We start from the raw sequence: 16,279 nt of genomic DNA, 5'->3' as shown, positions 1-16,279 counted from the left end.
AAATTGGGGCTGCTATCCTTTGCGAAAAGGTATCTGATAGCCTCAACTGATTATCAATTCGAAGTGAGTGACTTATGATTTCTCCGGTTTCTACTTCTTTGCCCGGCTCTGCGCCAGTGCATCGATATGTTGGCATGTTTTCCTGTGCTACGGCATTCCTGTTAGGTATTGGTCTACCCACTTCTAATTTCATAATGAATTTGTCGATGGTGTTAGCTGTCATCTGTTTGCTGCTGAACCGCGATACTCGCTATGTGAAAACGTTGGCAAAGAATCCGTTGATTTGGTTGCCCGCCATTATGTTCATACTGCTGGCACTGTCGTTGCTCTGGCAGCACAACCTATACGGCAAAGTGATGGTCAGCAAGTACTCCAAATTACTGTATATCTTACCGTTAGCGATGTTTTTTGTGCTGTCACGTTCATTGGCTGGCTATTTTGCCAAAGGTTTTTTACTGGCAAATGCCGTTATCCTGGCAGCCAGCCTGTGGGTTGGCCTTCTCCATCTGCCGCTGGGGCATATTGATCCACTGAATCCCTCTGTGTTTAAACTGCAAATCACACATAATTTCTTTATGGCTCTGGCTGCCGTTATCTGGCTTGCTCTGGCTTTTAGAAGCCAAGGATGGAAGCGTTGGGGTTATGGTCTGTTGGTGTGTTTGGCTATCTATAACATTGTGTTTATGGTGCAAGGCCGCACCGGCTATGTTGCATTGGCCGCGGCATTTGGCCTGTGGGGGTTACTGTCACTGTCAATCCGCCAACGCTTGGCGATGGCCGTTTGCGCATTTATCGTCGCGGCCATTGTACTTATGGTGCCTAACCGGGCGGTAGATCGGTTGCAGCAGGGCGTTACTGAGGTTAAAACCTGTCTGGCCGTCTCGAATGGTGATGCTAATGTTTCCTGTGACAGCTCGATGGGGCTACGTACCGCATTTATGCTCGCCTCAGTGAAGTTGATTGAGGATGCGCCGGTATTGGGGCATGGGGCCGGGGGTTTTTGGTATCCGAATCCGCAAATTGGTTATAGCATCAATCCACATAATGAATATCTGATGCAGACAGTTCAGTCGGGATTGATCGGGTTAGCCTTATTCCTGGGATGGATGTGGTGCTATTTCCGCTCCGCATGGCGTTTATCTGCTCAGGTTAGAAATGTGCTGATTGCATTACTTGGTGCCTATTTGGCTTGCCACTTGTTTAATTCCTTCTTACTCGACTCTTCAGAAGGGCATCTGTTTATTATTCTTACGGCGATAGTTGCCAGTTATTCAGTTCTGCCGCCGAAAGAGCAAAATGAAATCAGTAGTCAATAAAGTTGGCTGTGAAATAAATAAGACAGGTGCCCGATGTGGCACCTGTTCTTTATCTGTTTATTCCGGTGTTGCCGTGGCTGAAGTGATGCCTAAACTGTTGTATCCCTCTTTAAAACCAAATACCTCTAAAAACTCATAAACTATTGAATACATATGGTATGGTGAGAAAAACAACCAGGCAAAAAGTGATAATAAAACCATAATGGCAACTAGCAAGAATTTATCCAGCAGCACTTTTCCTCCTTGTATTTTTTGGCTTCATAAACCTTGCCGAATTGATCTTTTAGGTCTAATACGCAAAGTACAATAACGATAACGTAAAACCATATAAAAATCATGGACAGAGTGAGCGAAAATGACTTTTTAGTCACTAGATCACCCAATTCTATGCAATATATTATTTCCCTCACCTTTGCTTTAGCACAGGTCTGTACAGTCGCCATGATAGCGATGCTCCAGTAGATGCTTCAGCCAATGATGCAGAAAATACGGTGTTCAGATGGGAGATATCAGTAGTAAGGACGACAGTGCTACTGTATATGCGGGTAATCAGGTTAATCGCCTGACGCGATACCACCGTGTGACCTTAATGGGTCATGTTGTCGTTTTAATTGGTTGATTATCATGTTATTGCCATTGTTGAACAACCGGCACGACCCTGAGGATGAACCAATAAAAAGCCCTCAATGATGAGGGCTATAGACTAACGGTTGGCTTTATCATCAGCCTCATCGAGCAGGCCTTTGGCTATTTTGCTGGCATCCAGATAACGTGCTGAGTGTAAGATGCCGTTAAGCGTCTCTCGGACACTGGCCAGGAACTGATCGTTATCTGACTCATTAGCACATTCAACCATTAACGCGACAAGCAAAGCTTCATGGGCGATCAGATGATCTTCACCAGGTAAGTTTGCATCAGTTTCACCTTTGTGAGCGCGGACAGATGTTTGATTAAGTGATGACATAAAACTCCTTATTTAATAATTGAGTAACTCCCTGACTACTATAGCGGGATTTCTATTTATTGCTATCGTATAAAAATACAGGTGAAATTTATCCACCTGCATAGTGAGATTGGCTAAATTAGATGAAGCCTAATTATTTATTGACCAAAGTCGACATCACATGCTTGATAAAACGCATTGCCTGAGTCTGCAACAATCCATGCCAGAATAATGACGTGATGGCCTTTTTTACCTTTAGGTAAATGAACCTTATGCTCGATTTTAGCCACTAACTTATCGTTGTGCGAGTAATAAGGAACATAAGGATAGATATCCTCATAAAACGGTGCTGGCTCTAATTGAGCCCGTGTAATACGTTCTGCTGGGTTCCAATCATCTTTGGTAATAAACCAACGATAACCACGAGTAACATGAGCAACAGTGTAGGCCCAATATATATCAAGGTCACTGCCTGGGTTAACCACGATAGTTGGCCAGGTAAAGTTATCATTAGGGTGACCGATAGACCGTAGCTTGTGTTGCATTTCTTTATCGGTGAAATTCACCACCTCTCGATTACCGCGGTGACCACCACTGAGAATAAGGCCATCAGGAGGTGGTGGGTTGCTCCAACTATCCATTTCGTAAGGGGGGGCGAAAGAACCGCCTGTCAAATCAGGGAAGTTTTTTCCTCCTTCCATTTCATTATTTTCCCATTCAGCAATCAATCCTAAATCAGTTGCTACCAAGCCTCGTGTTTGAGGATCAGTGACCCGGCCATGCCGAAGTTGTAATTTATTGTTACTCATGATTTTTACCTCGATAGTTAAGTGTTTATTTCGATTTTTATGCAACAATATATAAGTATTAATTGGTAATATTGCAGTTTGATACTTTGTAAATAACCTTATTCTACTGTTTATTTAATTATCAAACTTATTATTAATTTGTTTTTTGATAAATATAGTTAATGCCAAGTTTGGTGCACATAATGACATTATGTTTTTTTTGTGGGGAATTATCGTTTAATATATTATTTTGTGTTTAATTTTTTTATAAGTATGTGGTGTGATAATTCATTTATCAAATCCTTTAATTGTTACTCTATGGGTGAAATATGTATATCTTCACTGCTATTATATTTAACACGGTTACCGAACATGGCTGAGTTAAGGATTGGTCATCATTTTGATTATTATCATTTTTTAGGGGGCGATTAATTTGCATGCCACGATGGAACGTTGTAATTATGTTTATTTATTAAAGCGAAGTGATATTTTTAAAAAATGATACTCAGCCCTCTGGCGACGTTAAACGCGGCAGTATTATGGCTACTGGGCATATTATATTATGCTGAAAATAAAGGATTACATCTGAGATGTCAGGCCAATAGCCTTAAGTCATGACGGGTCATATCTTATCTGACATTAGCGGAGAATATCTTGCGACACTCTCCGCTAATTTTAATGCGAACATTACTGGATGCCGTTCTTAAACACCTCGCCAAAGCCTACCGAAGTAGGGCGTTGGAGTATCAGTGCTGGCACTATTTCAGCGTTATGTCATCTAACAACCTATCTCATTTTACTGGGCGGTAAATTCGAACAGCCGCTGTTAGGCGCAGGGTTCGATGCGCCAATTCTTCTGCCGCCCCGGCATACTGTTCAACCATGGCCGCATTCTGGTGTGTCATTTGATCTAACTGACCGATCGATTGGTTAATTTGACCAAGTGCCTGTGTCTGTTCATGGGTTGAGGTGCTGATTTCACTGATTAGGGTAGAAACTTGACCCGCTTGTTTGACGATATTATCCATGGTGGCCCCGGCATTTTGCACTAAGGCGCTACCGTCACGGACCCGCTCCACACTGGTTTCAATTAATTGTTTTATTTCTTTGGCCGCGGTTGAGGAGCGCTGAGCCAGATGGCGTACCTCACTGGCAACTACCGCAAACCCTCGACCTTGTTCCCCAGCACGTGCCGCTTCAACCGCCGCATTGAGCGCCAGAATGTTGGTCTGAAAGGCGATTCCTTCAATGACACTGATAATATCTACAATACGATGACTGGAGGCATTAATCGTGCCCATAGTTTCAATGACTTGATGCATCAACTCGCTGCCTTGTTCTGCGGCATGGCTGCTCATCGCGGCCAACGATGTGGTTTCATTGGCACTATTAGCACTGTGCTGTACTGTGGCCACTAATTGTTCTGTGGCGCTGACGATATGCTGCAAGTTAGCGGTAGCCTGTTCAGTTCTGACTTTTAACTCACGATTCCCCGCGGCAATTTCACTGCTGGCAGTGTTAATACCATCAACCTGGCCGCTAACGTCATCCGTCAGAGAACGGAGATTCAGCCCTAATTGATTGACACTCCGCATCAAGTAACCAATTTCATCAACGCGATTTAGCTGTACGTAATCACCAGCTTGCCCAGAAGAGACATCTTGCGCTTGTTGCAAAATTGCGGCGATAGGGCGGGCAACCTGACGTTCTAACCACCAGGAGGTCACCACGCTGCTGGCAACGCTAACTGCGGCCAAAACGAATAATGGCAAACCGGTTATCCCAATCACTCCGGCGGCCACAGTAGGGAGTAAAGCCGCCCCCAATAATGCCCCGCGCAAGCGCCAGCGCAATGGTAATTTTTGGAACAACGACAATAAAGACAACCAACCGGTACGAACAACTAACCCTCGATATAGTGCTATGTGGCGCTGCCTGGCCTTACCCGAATTAAAATCGGCATACAGTGCTTCCGCTTGTTTAACTTCTTCACGAGTGGGTGCAATGCGTACCGAAATATAACCGGTCAGACGGCCATCATGACGTAATGGCGTAGCATTAGCGCGTACCCAATAGTAGTCACCATTTTTACGGCGATTCTTAACCAGTGATGACCAGGATAAGCCAGCATTCAGGGTTTGCCACATGTCAGCAAATGCCGCGGGTGGCATATCTGGGTGCCGAACAACATTGTGCGGTTGACTCAGTAAGTCCTGATATTCAAAACCACTGGCGCGAACAAAGGCGGCATTGGCATAGGCGATATTGCCGTGAATATCGGTGGTGGATTGCAAGGTGGTATCGCGATCAATGGGATACTCCTGCCGACTGACAGGCTTGTTCACTCTCATAATAACCTCAGTAAATGGGGGAGTTCCCTGATAACAGGTGAATACAATAACTACTGACGGTAATCGGCCTCATAAGATAAAACTTTATACTTTTATTAATTAAATTATTAATTCCCCATAATGGTGCTGATTATTCATGCTATTGCACTTTTTTGGGGCGCAATTGTATTTATGAAATGATTAATTTATTTAAATTTATTTTTTTTATTCAATTATAATTCTATTATTTAAAGTGATGTAAGTTATATAAAAACACATTAAAAACAACTGGATGTGATTTTTACTGTAGGGTTACATTAAATATAATTGATGAAAAGAGTGAATGAGTTCTCTTGCATCTAGTTGTTTGTCTATTATTTAGATAAAAATAGTTCAAATCTGTTTAGATGTTGCAAAAAATGATGTTCATGAGTTTTTTATTTACAATTGACCATTTATTATGAATATATGAATAACTATTTGTTACAGTAGTGGGGTATTAGTTGAGTCGCTATCAAGGGTAAAACCTCTGAAAGGCAGGGGTAAAAGATGATAACACCGTATGGACGTTTAATAGCAAGCTGCTCTAAATCTAATGTTTCATCTGTGCAGCTTGCAAGGTTTTGACGCTTGTAAATGGATTAAACCCATTTGAATATCGCACTTTTGCACCGTGGATAGGGTAAATTTTCTCGTCTAGCTAAAGTGATTATGACTTTTCTTCAAGCTTTCAATTTTCATCAAAAAATCATAGATAGGTGAAAGACGGAGAAAGTCTTTACTCAACCGGTCAACCAGTTGGTTGGAAAATAATAAATCCATATCTCTGCGGTGGCTAATTAATGCCCACGACTTCTTGTTGTACCAGACCGCCAATGCCGGTGGTTGATCTTTAATCAAAGGGCGCTTGTAACTCTCTCCCTCAATCGAGAAATCGGGATAAATACAGTCAGCTATGGTGAGAAAATCAGCCGGAGCACGGAGCAGTTGTTGTCTGAAAAGATCCATTGTTTCTCGCGAGGCGCTGTAATACCCCAACCCATAACGCCACCAGTCTGGACCAAATTCGAAAAAGTAAGTTGGAGCATCCGTCCTATTTTTACGTGATCTTTTAAATGTTAACCAAATATTGCTGCGATAGAGTGACTTATCATGAGAAAAACGGGTATCGCGATTCATGCGAGAAATTGTCTTGCCAATCGCCGGACGAACTTCAAACAGTTCATCAATAGTCAGCATATCTGAACTCAGGTCGGTAACCAGTTTTCGCACTGGCTGTAGTAGATGCTGATCATAGATATCGCGATGTTCCTCGAACCATTCTTTGTTATTGTTGTGAGCAATGTGCTGTAAGAATGTCAGCCCATGTTGAGTAAAACCGGTAAATTCACCCATAATATTCCTTTCTATATGCAGGGCGGACTAAGCCTCTGTTGCCAACCATCAATGTTTTCACGTGACATTCATCTATAAGCAGTACACCGAGGTATTCGTTAAGTTATGATACCGGATAACCGCGCTAGGACAATTTTTAATTAGCTCATCTACCAGGCTTTAATTTTATTAAAAGTACAGGGCAATTTTAGGGGCAAACTAATAGTGAAGTATGTACTTCATTAATCCAGTGGCCCGCAAGCGTTGGATCCTTTCAGCTATTATCATAGTCATTCGAGTGAACTGAGTGTTATTTGGCCACGGTCACGTCACTTATTGCCAAGCATTCGCTTTATTGTTGATGAACTTATCGCTTTATCGAAGCTGAACGCCTTTAGATAATTGTCATCTTATCTTCCACACTTAGTTCATTTTGGGAGGGTATCAACTTTTTTAACGGCGCTATCATATCTCTCTTAGTGCAATGAAGATGAAAATTGTCGCGCTACCTGGCTGAATGGCGGCTGAGAGGATGTCGATATCGTTTAATTATAATTAATAGCTAAATAATTACTTTTGTAGGTAGGTACTGCTCATTAATTCCTCTATTGTTATTCTCTTCATCACCTCCGTCGCCAGTCAAGAATGTGACTAGTCACGTTATATCATCGTGTTGGCAGCGGCGCTGGCTATTGTCATATAACAAGGGATAAAGAATGAAATTAGAAACATTATCTATTCATGCAGGTTATTCACCGGACCCCACCACCAAAGCCGTTGCGGTACCTATTTACCAGACTTCCTCCTTTGCTTTTGACGATACCCAGCATGGTGCTGATCTGTTTGATTTAAAAGTCGCCGGCAATATTTACTCGCGCATCATGAACCCCACCAATGATGTCCTGGAGAAACGGGTTGCCGCTCTCGAAGGGGGGATTGCCGCTCTGGCCGTGGCTTCCGGTATGGCGGCGATTACTTATGCTATCCAAACCATTGCCGAAGTGGGGGATAATATTGTGTCGGTGGCCAAGTTGTACGGCGGGACTTACAATCTGCTGGCGCATACGTTACCGCGTTATGGGATAGAAACCCGGTTTGCCGATCATGATGATATCGCCGCATTGGAAGCCTTAATCGATGACCGAACTAAAGCAGTTTTCTGTGAATCGATTGGTAATCCTGCTGGGAATATTGTTGATTTGAAAAAATTGGCTGATGCGGCTCATCGCCATGGTGTGCCATTGATTGTCGATAATACCGTCGCAACACCAATCTTGTGTCGACCATTTGAACACGGTGCGGATATTGTGGTTCATTCATTGACCAAATATATCGGCGGTCATGGTTCCAGTATTGGCGGTATCGTGGTGGATTCGGGTAAGTTCCCTTGGACGCAATACCCTGAGCGTTTTGCTCAATTAAATACCCCTGATCCGTCATATCATGGCGTGACCTATACCGAGCAATTCGGCGCGGCTGCCTATATTGGCCGTTGCCGGGTGGTGCCATTGCGCAATACTGGCGCTGCGTTATCGCCGTTCAATGCTTTCCTGATTTTGCAGGGGCTGGAAACATTGGCTTTACGTATGGAGCGTCATACTGAAAATGCGCTGAAAGTCGCGCACTATTTGCAAAACCATCCACAAGTCAGTTGGGTTAAATACGCAGGCTTACCTGATCATCCTGAGCATGAACTAGCCCAGCGCTATTTAGGTGGCAAACCGGCCTCGATATTGTCATTTGGTATTCATGGCGGCCAGGAGGCGGGCGGGCGTTTTATAGATGCGCTGAATTTGATCGTGCGCTTAGTGAATATTGGTGATGCCAAATCACTGGCTTGCCACCCAGCGTCAACCACCCACCGTCAGCTTAACGATGAAGAGCTGATCAAGGCGGGCGTACCGCGGGATATGGTGCGCCTATCGATTGGTATTGAGCATATTGATGACATTCTCAATGATCTTGCTCAGGCACTGGATGCTGCCAAGTCTTAGTCCGGCATTATTATAAGTTCTAATGGAGAACGGCCGGTAACTTAAGGGGAACCGGCCGAGAGTATTTGAATAGATTTAACGTGTTGCTAGCGTTGCAGCAATGACATCTGCATAAGGCGTTGTCGGCCGGCCAATCAGTTTGCTCAATGTATGACTGTCATCAAACAGCCCTCCTTTAGCCGCGCCAGCATCAGAATCTGCTAATAGGCTGGCGAAAACATCAGGTAAACCGGCATCGAGCAATGCTTGCTTGAAATCTGCTTCAGACAAATCGTGGTACACCACAGCTTTACCTGACTGGCGGGCAATTTCTGCCGAGAATTCAGCCAGTGTATAGATATCGTCACCGGCTAATTCGTAAACTTTTCCTGCCTGGTTTTCCTGAGTTAGAACCACAGCGGCCGCTTCGGCATAGTCTTCACGTGCGGCAGAGGCGATACGCCCCTCAGCTACTGCGCCGATAAATGCGCCGTGTGCCAGGGCTGGCGCGATACTTGCTGCATAGTTCTCGGTATACCAGCCGTTACGCAATAACACCACGGGCAGACCTGATTCACGTAATAGTGCTTCGGTGGCCCGGTGTTCTTCGCCTAACCCCAGTGGGCTTTTATCCGCATGTAACAAACTGGTATATGCCAACAATTTAACCCCTGCACGCTTGGCCGCCGCAATCACGGCGCTATGTTGGGCAATACGCTGACCCACTTCACTCGATGAAATTAACAGTAGTTTATCAACACCTTGAAAGGCGGTATCCAGCGTGGCTGGCTGGCTATAGTCAGCTTTGCGGATTTGAACACCTAACGCCGCCAGCTCGTGGGCTTTGTCCGGGGTACGTACCGCAGCAATAATCTCACTGGCTGGCACTTTTTTAAGTAATGCATTGATAACAAGGCGGCCCAATTGGCCTGTGGCACCGGTTACTGCGATCATAATGACACTCCAGATTTGATGTTATGAGAAAGATGACAGACAGTTGGCAAAGAATAAAACCGCATGATTGGCCAGAAAGTTGCCCTTAAGTTCATCATATGCAATATACTAACTTTACGTAAGTACGCACCAAAAGGTTAGTATGAAAATAATAGAGCCGCAAAATTTGAGTCACACTGTTTCGTTTCCCGAACAAGTTCGGCGGGGTGAATTACTCAATGCTGATTGTCCCTCAAGAGAAGTGCTCAAGCGCGTAACCAGCCGTTGGGGGGTGTTAGTCTTGATTGCGTTAAGCAATGAGACTCTGCGTTTTAGTGCGTTGCGCAGAAAGATTGGCGGTGTTAGTGAAAAGATGCTGGCACAAACTCTGCAACACCTTGAAGAAGATGGTTTTGTTGAGCGTATTGCTTATCCGGTAGTACCACCTCATGTGGAATATAAATTAACGCCGTTGGGGAAGGAGATTCAGGAGCAGGTGGAAGGGCTGACTGTATGGCTTGAGGCCAATCTGCACCGCATTATGGCGCAACGACAACAGCGGGCAGAATTAACGACCAATACGTTGTAACAGCAGCCATGGCATCAACCATAGCTGCTGTTAGGATTTATCGCATAAAAGCATCACAGAGTTTTCAACGCTTCCACCGACTCGATAGCCATGGAGGCGATAAACTCGGTCACGCTATAATCGGCAACCGCATTAAACGGATCTTCGGCCAATATCTTATCCAGCTCTTCACGGGCAATACTTTTGGCCAAAATAATGCCACCGGTACGCGGCACTTTACGGCCTGATGCGATAAAAACACCTTGTGTATAGTACTTTTTCAACCACTCTTTATGACTTTCAGTGAGTGCTTCGACCACATCGATAGGTTGATGGTAAGTCAGACTGACAACAAACATGCGAAACTCCTTCAGGGCGAATGTCTAATTAAGATAACGCCTTGGCTGATGGCTGGCATCTTTAAAATGCATAATTATTAATTTTTATCTTAAGTTTTGGCCTTCATAGCTAAATTTGGCATATCCAAAGCCATAATCGTTATTTCACCTTTGCGCGCGGCAGCGTCTACCCTTAAAGCATCAGTTTCATCCCGCTAGATAAATAACGCAGAGGTAGCAATGGCTAAGATTACAGCATGGTTTATCGGTCTTCCCCTGTGGTGGTCAGCGCATTCAACCGCGAGCGATACCGTCCTGCATCAAGCGGATGGTGCGCATCTATTAGAAACTATCAATGCTATTGGTGGGTTGTATGGTATTGAGTTTATCCATCACGATGGTGCTTGAACCGCACGGTGATTGCACTAGATGGCGGGCAGAAAATAAAATCATCTGCCCGGATAAACATATTTAGCGGTAAGCGGCTAAAGCAGCTCGCATCCCCACACGTTTAATTGTTTGCAACTGTTCAGTAATGCTATTGGTGAGCTGCGGGATGTGATTGAGGTCTTGCCCCCAATGGGTGGTGTCGGCTAATACCAATTGCACCAATCCCTCCATCGACAGTGAACCGGCGTCAACGTCGTGCCACAGGGAGGCGAAACAATTTAGCCAGTGGGCATCATCTTGTAATGCAAAACATTCATCGTCACGTTTTCCTCGATAAAACATCAATAAGGCGGCAAAGGCAAAGGTGAGTCGTGGCGGTAACTGCCCGTTATTTTGCTGGCTGGAGAGCAACTGAGGCAAAATACGGGTACGGAATTTGGTCATGCTATTGAGGGCAATAGACAGCAGTTGGTGCTGAATAAACGGGTTACGAAAACGGCTCAACACGGCTTGAGCAAAGGTTTGTAGCTCATCCGCGGGTAAATCCAACACTGGAATGATCTCTTCGCTGATCAGTTGTGCGACGAATTGACTGATTTGCGGGTCGGCCATGGCCTCGCCGACTGTATTTAAACCGGCCAGAAATGCGATCGGCACCAATGCGGTATGGGCACCATTGAGAATTGCTACTTTGCGTTCTTTATAGGGCTTAATATCATCGACGATTCGAATGTTTAGTGGGTATTGATTCAGACGTAGTTCCTGCGCTAATGATTGCGGTCCTTGGATCACAAACAGGTAAAAGTGTTCTGCGGTATCGAGGAATGCATCGTGATAACCCAGGTGGTTTTCCAGGGCCACAGCTTCATCGCGGGGATAGCCGGTCACGATACGATCGACCAATGTAGAGCAAAACGTATTGTGCTGTAATAACCATTGACTGAAACCTTCGCCTAAATTCCAGCACTGCGCATAGCGTAGGACTAACTCCAGCAATGCTTCGCCGTTATAATCGATCAACTCACATGGCAACAGCACCCACCCCTTATCGGCTGCCCCGGAAAAATGTTGAAAGCGCTCAAACATGAGCCGCGTTAATTTCGCGGGATAACTGGCGGGAGGCGTATCACCAAACTTATCATCTTCCAGATAACTTATCCCAGCCTCCGTAGTATTGGAGAACACCCAACGAATATCTTCATTACGGGCGAGGGCGAGGTAGCTGTCAAAGTCCTGATAAATATTGATTTCGCGATTAACCGAGCGAATGATGCGCGCATCACTGACTTTCTCACCCTGTTCGTTTAAACCGCGAATAATCGTGGTGTATAAGCCATCCTGAGTATTAAGTGATGGGGGGAAATCACTGTTAATCGGGCGGACCACTACGACACCGGCATTAAGGTCGGTATGTTCATTTAGTCGGTCCAATTGCCAATCGACAAAGGCGCGCAAGAAGTTTCCTTCACCAAATTGAATCACTTTATCCGGGTGAGTACGGCCAGGAAAGTTTTCGCGGTTTAACGTTAGCATGGTGTTATATCCTTAAAATGAGTGAGATCAGAATTGAATAACGCCTTTGATAAGATCTTTATTCTTCACGACCTGCTGTTCATAAATATCTGCCAAGGTATTGAATTCAAAACGATGTGTCAGGATCATGTCCGCCGATAGTTTGCCAGCGGCCATTAATTTCCCCACTTTGTCAAAATCCTCAAAGGTGGCATTTCTGCTGCCCATCATGGTGGTCTCTTTCTTATGGAAGTCAGGATCAGGGAAACTGAGATCACCTTTGAATAAGCCCACAAATACAATGCTGCCCCCGTGACGGATAAAGTTGAGGGTGTTATTCATTGCTCGTTGGTTACCTGTGGCATCAATAACTTTTAATGGCAGCATGCCAGCAAATTGCTGGCGTAAATTCTGCTCAAATCCGGCATCGCTGGGATCTAATGCCCGGATATCCAACAGGTTTTCTACATGTTCACGGCGTTGTGCACTGGTGTCGGCCATCACTACATAGGCACCATCGGCTTGCGCAATGGCGGCCACACCCAAGCCAATTGGGCCAGCACCGACCACCAAAACATGCTCATCAGGATGAACATCGGCACGGCGCACGGCATGGGCGCTGATGGCAAAAGGTTCAATCAATGCAGCCGAGACGGGATCTACATCGTCGACCACCAATAAATTACTGACTGGGACGGATAAATACTCACTGAAACCCCCGTCTTGATGGACGCCAATAACAGAAATGTTTTCGCAGCAATTGGTTTTACCGCTGAGACAAGAATTACAGTGCTGGCAAGCAACATAAGGAATAACGGCAACGCGTTGCCCGGCATGCATATTATTGACGTTATCCCCCAGCGCTATTATTTCGCCACAAATTTCATGACCCAATACCCGTGGATAATTAAAGAACGGTTGATTACCTGCCCAGGCATGTATATCTGTGCCACAAATACCAACATTTAAAACCTTTATTAAGGCTTCATTAATTCTCGGTAACGGTTGAGTTCGTTTTTGATAAATAAGTTTGGTTGGTTCAAGGCAAACTAAAGTATTCATCGTGGTCATGATTATTCCTCCAAAAGGTGAGGTTTGATATTCATTAAAAATCACAACCAGGTTTAAATCGAATGTGATATTTGTGAGGGATGACGAATTATTCTGTTTTAAATTGGTTTTAAATGAATAAAAAACAGCTAAGGATAATCATGAGCAGAACACAAAATCTTCGTCACAATGTCATCAATCAGATGATCGACGCTATTGCCAAAGGGCATATTACATCACCACTTCCTTCTCAAGCTTCCCTGGCAGAAATGTACAGTATCAGCCGGACAACTGTGCGTAATACCCTGAGTCATTTAGATCACTGTGGCGTGTTGGAGAAGGTCGGCGACTACTACATTATTGTCAGAACACCCCAATCAGAGGACGGTTTTGATTGTATCAGTCAGTCACCAGACGCTCAGGGCGACGTATTTGAACGTGCTTTTTTTCAGATGATTAATCAACGTCAGCTTCGTGCAGGAGATTCCTTTTCAGAGTTACAACTTGCTCGTGCCGCCAATGTCAGCGCTGTGGTGGTTCGTGAGTTCTTACTGCGTTTTTGTCGTTATGACCTCATTGTTAATATCCGCCGTGGTCAGTGGAGCATGAAAAAATTTGATCAAAACTATGCTGAAAAGTTATTTGAGTTACGTGAAATGTTGGAAACGCATGCGCTAAATCGCTTTTTAAATCTTGCACATAGTGATGAGCGTTGGCTGCAAGCCAAAGAGCTATTGGCTCGCCATCGGCAATTGCGGGATACCATTGGCAGCAGCTATCGCATGTTTTCACAGTTAGATCGTGATTTTCATACCCTGATACTTTCTGCTGCTAATAACCCATTTTTTAATCAATCTCTGGAGATTATTTCAGTTATTTTCCACTTCCATTATCAATGGGATGAGAGCGATTTAAAGCAGCGCAATATCGTGGCGATAGAAGAGCATATGGCAATTTTAAGTGCGTTAATCTTTCGCAATGATTTGGATGCGGTGCGTGAGTTACGGCGTCATCTTGATACCGCTAAGCAATCAATGATTCGTTCGATCACGCAGTACAGCGAATGATTAACCACCTAGAGAGTATTGCTGAAAGCGCATGCTAAGATAAAAAACTGGATAAAAAACCGCATAAAAAACCATTAAGGACAGATAAAATCCAGCAAACTATTAATCATCTCACGTATTCATCACAAAGATATGCTGTATATAGAATGCCCACATTAACCTGAATTTCAGTTAACTTATCTCTCTATAGTTGACGCTGTAATAAGTCTGTTTTCTTGAGATTTTTATTTCCTAATCGATTCATATCGGCCAGGTTTTTCTATGAATCGCAATATGAATATATTATAAAGTTCAGGAGCTGGGCGTGGAAAAAAATAATGTCGTGATAAATAATGATGCGGGTGTATTAAACCCAATATCAGATGAAACCCCCAAGGTCATACTACATACAGAGCGTTCTAGTCGTATTAAAAGAATTCAAACCGTATCGATGGTTTTATTATTCTTGGCCGCAGTTATTAACTTTCTTGACCGTAGTTCTTTATCTGTAGCGAATTTAACCATTCGTGAAGAGCTAGGGCTAAGTGCCACGGAGATTGGTTTTCTGCTTTCCGCATTTTCTCTGGCATACGGTATTGCTCAACTGCCGTGTGGCCCGTTGTTAGACCGTAAAGGCCCGCGCATTATGTTAGGGCTAGGCATGTTTGTATGGTCATTCTTTCAGGCGCTATCCGGGGCAGTTCATACCTTTACGCAATTTATTCTGGTACGTATTGGGTTAGGTATCGGTGAGGCACCCATGAACCCTTGCGGTGTGAAAGTGATAAATGACTGGTTCAATATTAAAGAACGTGGCCTGCCTATGGGGATATTTAATTCCGCGTCGACAATTGGTTTAGCCATCAGTCCACCTATTCTGGCCGCCATGATGATGGTTATCGGTTGGCGTGGGATGTTTATTACCATTGGTCTTCTGGGGATCGCACTTTCTATCGGTTGGTATCTGCTTTACCGTAATCGTGACAGTATCAATTTAACCGAAGCAGAACAAAAATATCTTGATGCTGGCAGTGTTAATGTAAGTCGTAAGCCTATGAATTTTAAAGAATGGCGTGGCTTATTCCGTAATCGTACTATGTGGGGCATGATGCTGGGCTTCAGTGGCGTCAATTATACCGCATGGCTCTATCTGGCATGGCTACCGGGCTATTTGCAGACAACGTATCATTTAAATCTTGCCAGCACTGGCATGTTTGCTTCTATTCCCTTTATTTTCGGCGCGGCAGGCATGTTATGTAATGGATTCGTTACCGATTTTCTGGTCCGTCAGGGTATGGCTCCTTTAAAAAGCCGCAAAATATGCATTGCGGTCGGTATGTTGCTGTCAGCGGCATTTACCTCTGTCGTCGTCCGTGCTGACACTACCGGGAGTGCGGTTATATTAATAGGCATGGCACTGTTCTGTATTCACTTCGCTGGGACATCATGCTGGGGGCTTATACATGTCGCGGTCTCTTCTCGTATGACTGCATCGGTTGGCAGCATACAGAATTTTGCCAGTTTCATATTTGCATCATTTGCACCGGTGATAACGGGTTGGATAGTTGATACCACTCACTCATTTAGCCTGGCATTAACCATCTGTTCTTGCGTTACTGTCCTCGGGGCTCTGTCTTACATATTCATTGTACGTGAACCCATTTTAGATACCGCAAAATAAAATGAGCAAGGCCGATCAGAACTCTCGATGAGATAAC

At 44.4% G+C, this 16,279-nt stretch carries 15 protein-coding genes and 1 pseudogene; 7 read left to right on the top strand and 9 right to left on the bottom strand.

What is annotated here, in order from left to right; genetic code table 11:
• Positions 1-74 precede the first annotated feature (74 nt).
• On the top strand, positions 75-1,316 hold the full coding sequence (locus Q2T71_RS12140; protein WP_372559242.1) for an O-antigen ligase family protein: 1,242 nt from the start codon (positions 75-77) through the stop codon (positions 1,314-1,316).
• A gap of 57 nt (positions 1,317-1,373) precedes the next feature.
• Here Q2T71_RS12140 and Q2T71_RS12135 read toward each other — a convergent pair whose 3' ends face one another.
• The 3 genes from Q2T71_RS12135 to Q2T71_RS12125 form a co-directional block, all read right to left on the bottom strand.
• Positions 1,374-1,550: a hypothetical protein gene (locus Q2T71_RS12135; protein WP_372559241.1), complete on the bottom strand. Its 177-nt coding sequence runs from the start codon at positions 1,548-1,550 to the stop codon at positions 1,374-1,376.
• A gap of 469 nt (positions 1,551-2,019) precedes the next feature.
• Positions 2,020-2,280 carry a hypothetical protein gene (locus Q2T71_RS12130; RefSeq protein WP_372559240.1) on the bottom strand — a complete coding sequence of 87 codons (261 nt, stop codon included), beginning with the start codon at positions 2,278-2,280 and terminating at the stop codon, positions 2,020-2,022.
• 137 nt (positions 2,281-2,417) lie between these two features.
• Entirely contained in the window at positions 2,418-3,068 is a 651-nt protein-coding gene (locus Q2T71_RS12125; protein ID WP_372559239.1) for a lytic polysaccharide monooxygenase auxiliary activity family 9 protein, read from the bottom strand.
• A 477-nt stretch (positions 3,069-3,545) separates the two neighbouring features.
• Here Q2T71_RS12125 and Q2T71_RS12120 point away from each other — a divergent pair.
• Positions 3,546-3,794 (top strand): annotated as a pseudogene (locus tag Q2T71_RS12120) (IS4/IS5 family transposase); the annotation flags it as partial.
• Positions 3,795-3,838: 44 nt separating this feature from the next.
• Here Q2T71_RS12120 and Q2T71_RS12115 read toward each other — a convergent pair.
• Positions 3,839-5,398: a methyl-accepting chemotaxis protein gene (locus tag Q2T71_RS12115; protein WP_372559238.1), complete on the bottom strand. Its 1,560-nt coding sequence runs from the start codon at positions 5,396-5,398 to the stop codon at positions 3,839-3,841.
• A gap of 675 nt (positions 5,399-6,073) precedes the next feature.
• Entirely contained in the window at positions 6,074-6,772 is a 699-nt protein-coding gene (locus Q2T71_RS12110) for a DUF2461 domain-containing protein (RefSeq protein WP_372559237.1), read from the bottom strand.
• A 695-nt stretch (positions 6,773-7,467) separates the two neighbouring features.
• On the opposite strand from Q2T71_RS12110, the gene Q2T71_RS12105 reads away from it, so the two are divergent.
• On the top strand, positions 7,468-8,745 hold the full coding sequence (locus Q2T71_RS12105) for a bifunctional O-acetylhomoserine aminocarboxypropyltransferase/cysteine synthase (RefSeq protein WP_372559236.1): 1,278 nt from the start codon (positions 7,468-7,470) through the stop codon (positions 8,743-8,745).
• A gap of 75 nt (positions 8,746-8,820) precedes the next feature.
• Here the strand turns inward: Q2T71_RS12105 and Q2T71_RS12100 are convergent, their stop codons facing one another.
• Positions 8,821-9,678 (bottom strand): SDR family oxidoreductase, encoded by an 858-nt coding sequence (locus tag Q2T71_RS12100; protein WP_372559235.1) that lies wholly within the window; start codon positions 9,676-9,678, stop codon positions 8,821-8,823.
• Between the two features lie 142 nt (positions 9,679-9,820).
• Here Q2T71_RS12100 and Q2T71_RS12095 point away from each other — a divergent pair, with 142 nt between their 5' ends.
• The gene (locus Q2T71_RS12095; protein WP_372559234.1) at positions 9,821-10,246 is read left to right on the top strand and encodes a winged helix-turn-helix transcriptional regulator; all 426 of its coding nucleotides are present in this window, start codon (positions 9,821-9,823) and stop codon (positions 10,244-10,246) included.
• Between the two features lie 53 nt (positions 10,247-10,299).
• Here Q2T71_RS12095 and Q2T71_RS12090 read toward each other — a convergent pair whose 3' ends face one another.
• Positions 10,300-10,584 carry a YciI family protein gene (locus Q2T71_RS12090; protein WP_083158564.1) on the bottom strand — a complete coding sequence of 95 codons (285 nt, stop codon included), beginning with the start codon at positions 10,582-10,584 and terminating at the stop codon, positions 10,300-10,302.
• A gap of 219 nt (positions 10,585-10,803) precedes the next feature.
• Here Q2T71_RS12090 and Q2T71_RS12085 point away from each other — a divergent pair, with 219 nt between their 5' ends.
• Positions 10,804-10,971 (top strand): hypothetical protein, encoded by a 168-nt coding sequence (locus Q2T71_RS12085; protein ID WP_372559233.1) that lies wholly within the window; start codon positions 10,804-10,806, stop codon positions 10,969-10,971.
• A gap of 63 nt (positions 10,972-11,034) precedes the next feature.
• Here Q2T71_RS12085 and Q2T71_RS12080 read toward each other — a convergent pair whose 3' ends face one another.
• Together Q2T71_RS12080 and Q2T71_RS12075 are read right to left on the bottom strand one after the other, a co-directional pair.
• Positions 11,035-12,486, bottom strand: coding sequence for a tagaturonate reductase (locus Q2T71_RS12080; protein WP_372559232.1), 1,452 nt, complete (start codon positions 12,484-12,486; stop codon positions 11,035-11,037).
• Positions 12,487-12,513: 27 nt separating this feature from the next.
• Complete coding sequence (locus Q2T71_RS12075; protein ID WP_372559231.1) at positions 12,514-13,536, bottom strand: zinc-binding alcohol dehydrogenase family protein; 1,023 nt, start codon at positions 13,534-13,536, stop codon at positions 12,514-12,516.
• A 140-nt stretch (positions 13,537-13,676) separates the two neighbouring features.
• Between Q2T71_RS12075 and Q2T71_RS12070 the strand changes: the two genes are divergently transcribed.
• Both Q2T71_RS12070 and Q2T71_RS12065 read left to right on the top strand, forming a co-directional pair.
• The gene (locus Q2T71_RS12070) at positions 13,677-14,582 is read left to right on the top strand and encodes an FCD domain-containing protein (protein WP_372559230.1); all 906 of its coding nucleotides are present in this window, start codon (positions 13,677-13,679) and stop codon (positions 14,580-14,582) included.
• Between the two features lie 430 nt (positions 14,583-15,012).
• Positions 15,013-16,242, top strand: a complete 1,230-nt coding sequence (locus tag Q2T71_RS12065) for an MFS transporter (RefSeq protein WP_372559912.1) — start codon at positions 15,013-15,015, stop codon at positions 16,240-16,242.
• The last annotated feature ends 37 nt before the right edge of the window (positions 16,243-16,279 follow it).

The organism is Yersinia sp. 1652 StPb PI, from assembly GCF_041538345.1.
Classification (GTDB): Bacteria; Pseudomonadota; Gammaproteobacteria; order Enterobacterales; family Enterobacteriaceae; genus Yersinia; species Yersinia enterocolitica_E.
The sequence above is the reverse complement of the archived record's forward strand: the minus strand, read 5'-3'. Positions and strand labels throughout refer to the sequence as shown.

Coding starts and splice junctions, on each gene's coding strand:
- Q2T71_RS12140 (WP_372559242.1), top strand. CDS start 75: ATGATTTCTCCGGTTTCTACTTCTTTGCCCGGCTCTGCGCCAGTGCAT.
- Q2T71_RS12130 (WP_372559240.1), bottom strand. CDS start 2,280: ATGTCATCACTTAATCAAACATCTGTCCGCGCTCACAAAGGTGAAACT.
- Q2T71_RS12125 (WP_372559239.1), bottom strand. CDS start 3,068: ATGAGTAACAATAAATTACAACTTCGGCATGGCCGGGTCACTGATCCT.
- Q2T71_RS12115 (WP_372559238.1), bottom strand. CDS start 5,398: ATGAGAGTGAACAAGCCTGTCAGTCGGCAGGAGTATCCCATTGATCGC.
- Q2T71_RS12110 (WP_372559237.1), bottom strand. CDS start 6,772: ATGGGTGAATTTACCGGTTTTACTCAACATGGGCTGACATTCTTACAG.
- Q2T71_RS12105 (WP_372559236.1), top strand. CDS start 7,468: ATGAAATTAGAAACATTATCTATTCATGCAGGTTATTCACCGGACCCC.
- Q2T71_RS12100 (WP_372559235.1), bottom strand. CDS start 9,678: ATGATCGCAGTAACCGGTGCCACAGGCCAATTGGGCCGCCTTGTTATC.
- Q2T71_RS12095 (WP_372559234.1), top strand. CDS start 9,821: ATGAAAATAATAGAGCCGCAAAATTTGAGTCACACTGTTTCGTTTCCC.
- Q2T71_RS12090 (WP_083158564.1), bottom strand. CDS start 10,584: ATGTTTGTTGTCAGTCTGACTTACCATCAACCTATCGATGTGGTCGAA.
- Q2T71_RS12085 (WP_372559233.1), top strand. CDS start 10,804: ATGGCTAAGATTACAGCATGGTTTATCGGTCTTCCCCTGTGGTGGTCA.
- Q2T71_RS12080 (WP_372559232.1), bottom strand. CDS start 12,486: ATGCTAACGTTAAACCGCGAAAACTTTCCTGGCCGTACTCACCCGGAT.
- Q2T71_RS12075 (WP_372559231.1), bottom strand. CDS start 13,536: ATGACCACGATGAATACTTTAGTTTGCCTTGAACCAACCAAACTTATT.
- Q2T71_RS12070 (WP_372559230.1), top strand. CDS start 13,677: ATGAGCAGAACACAAAATCTTCGTCACAATGTCATCAATCAGATGATC.
- Q2T71_RS12065 (WP_372559912.1), top strand. CDS start 15,013: ATGGTTTTATTATTCTTGGCCGCAGTTATTAACTTTCTTGACCGTAGT.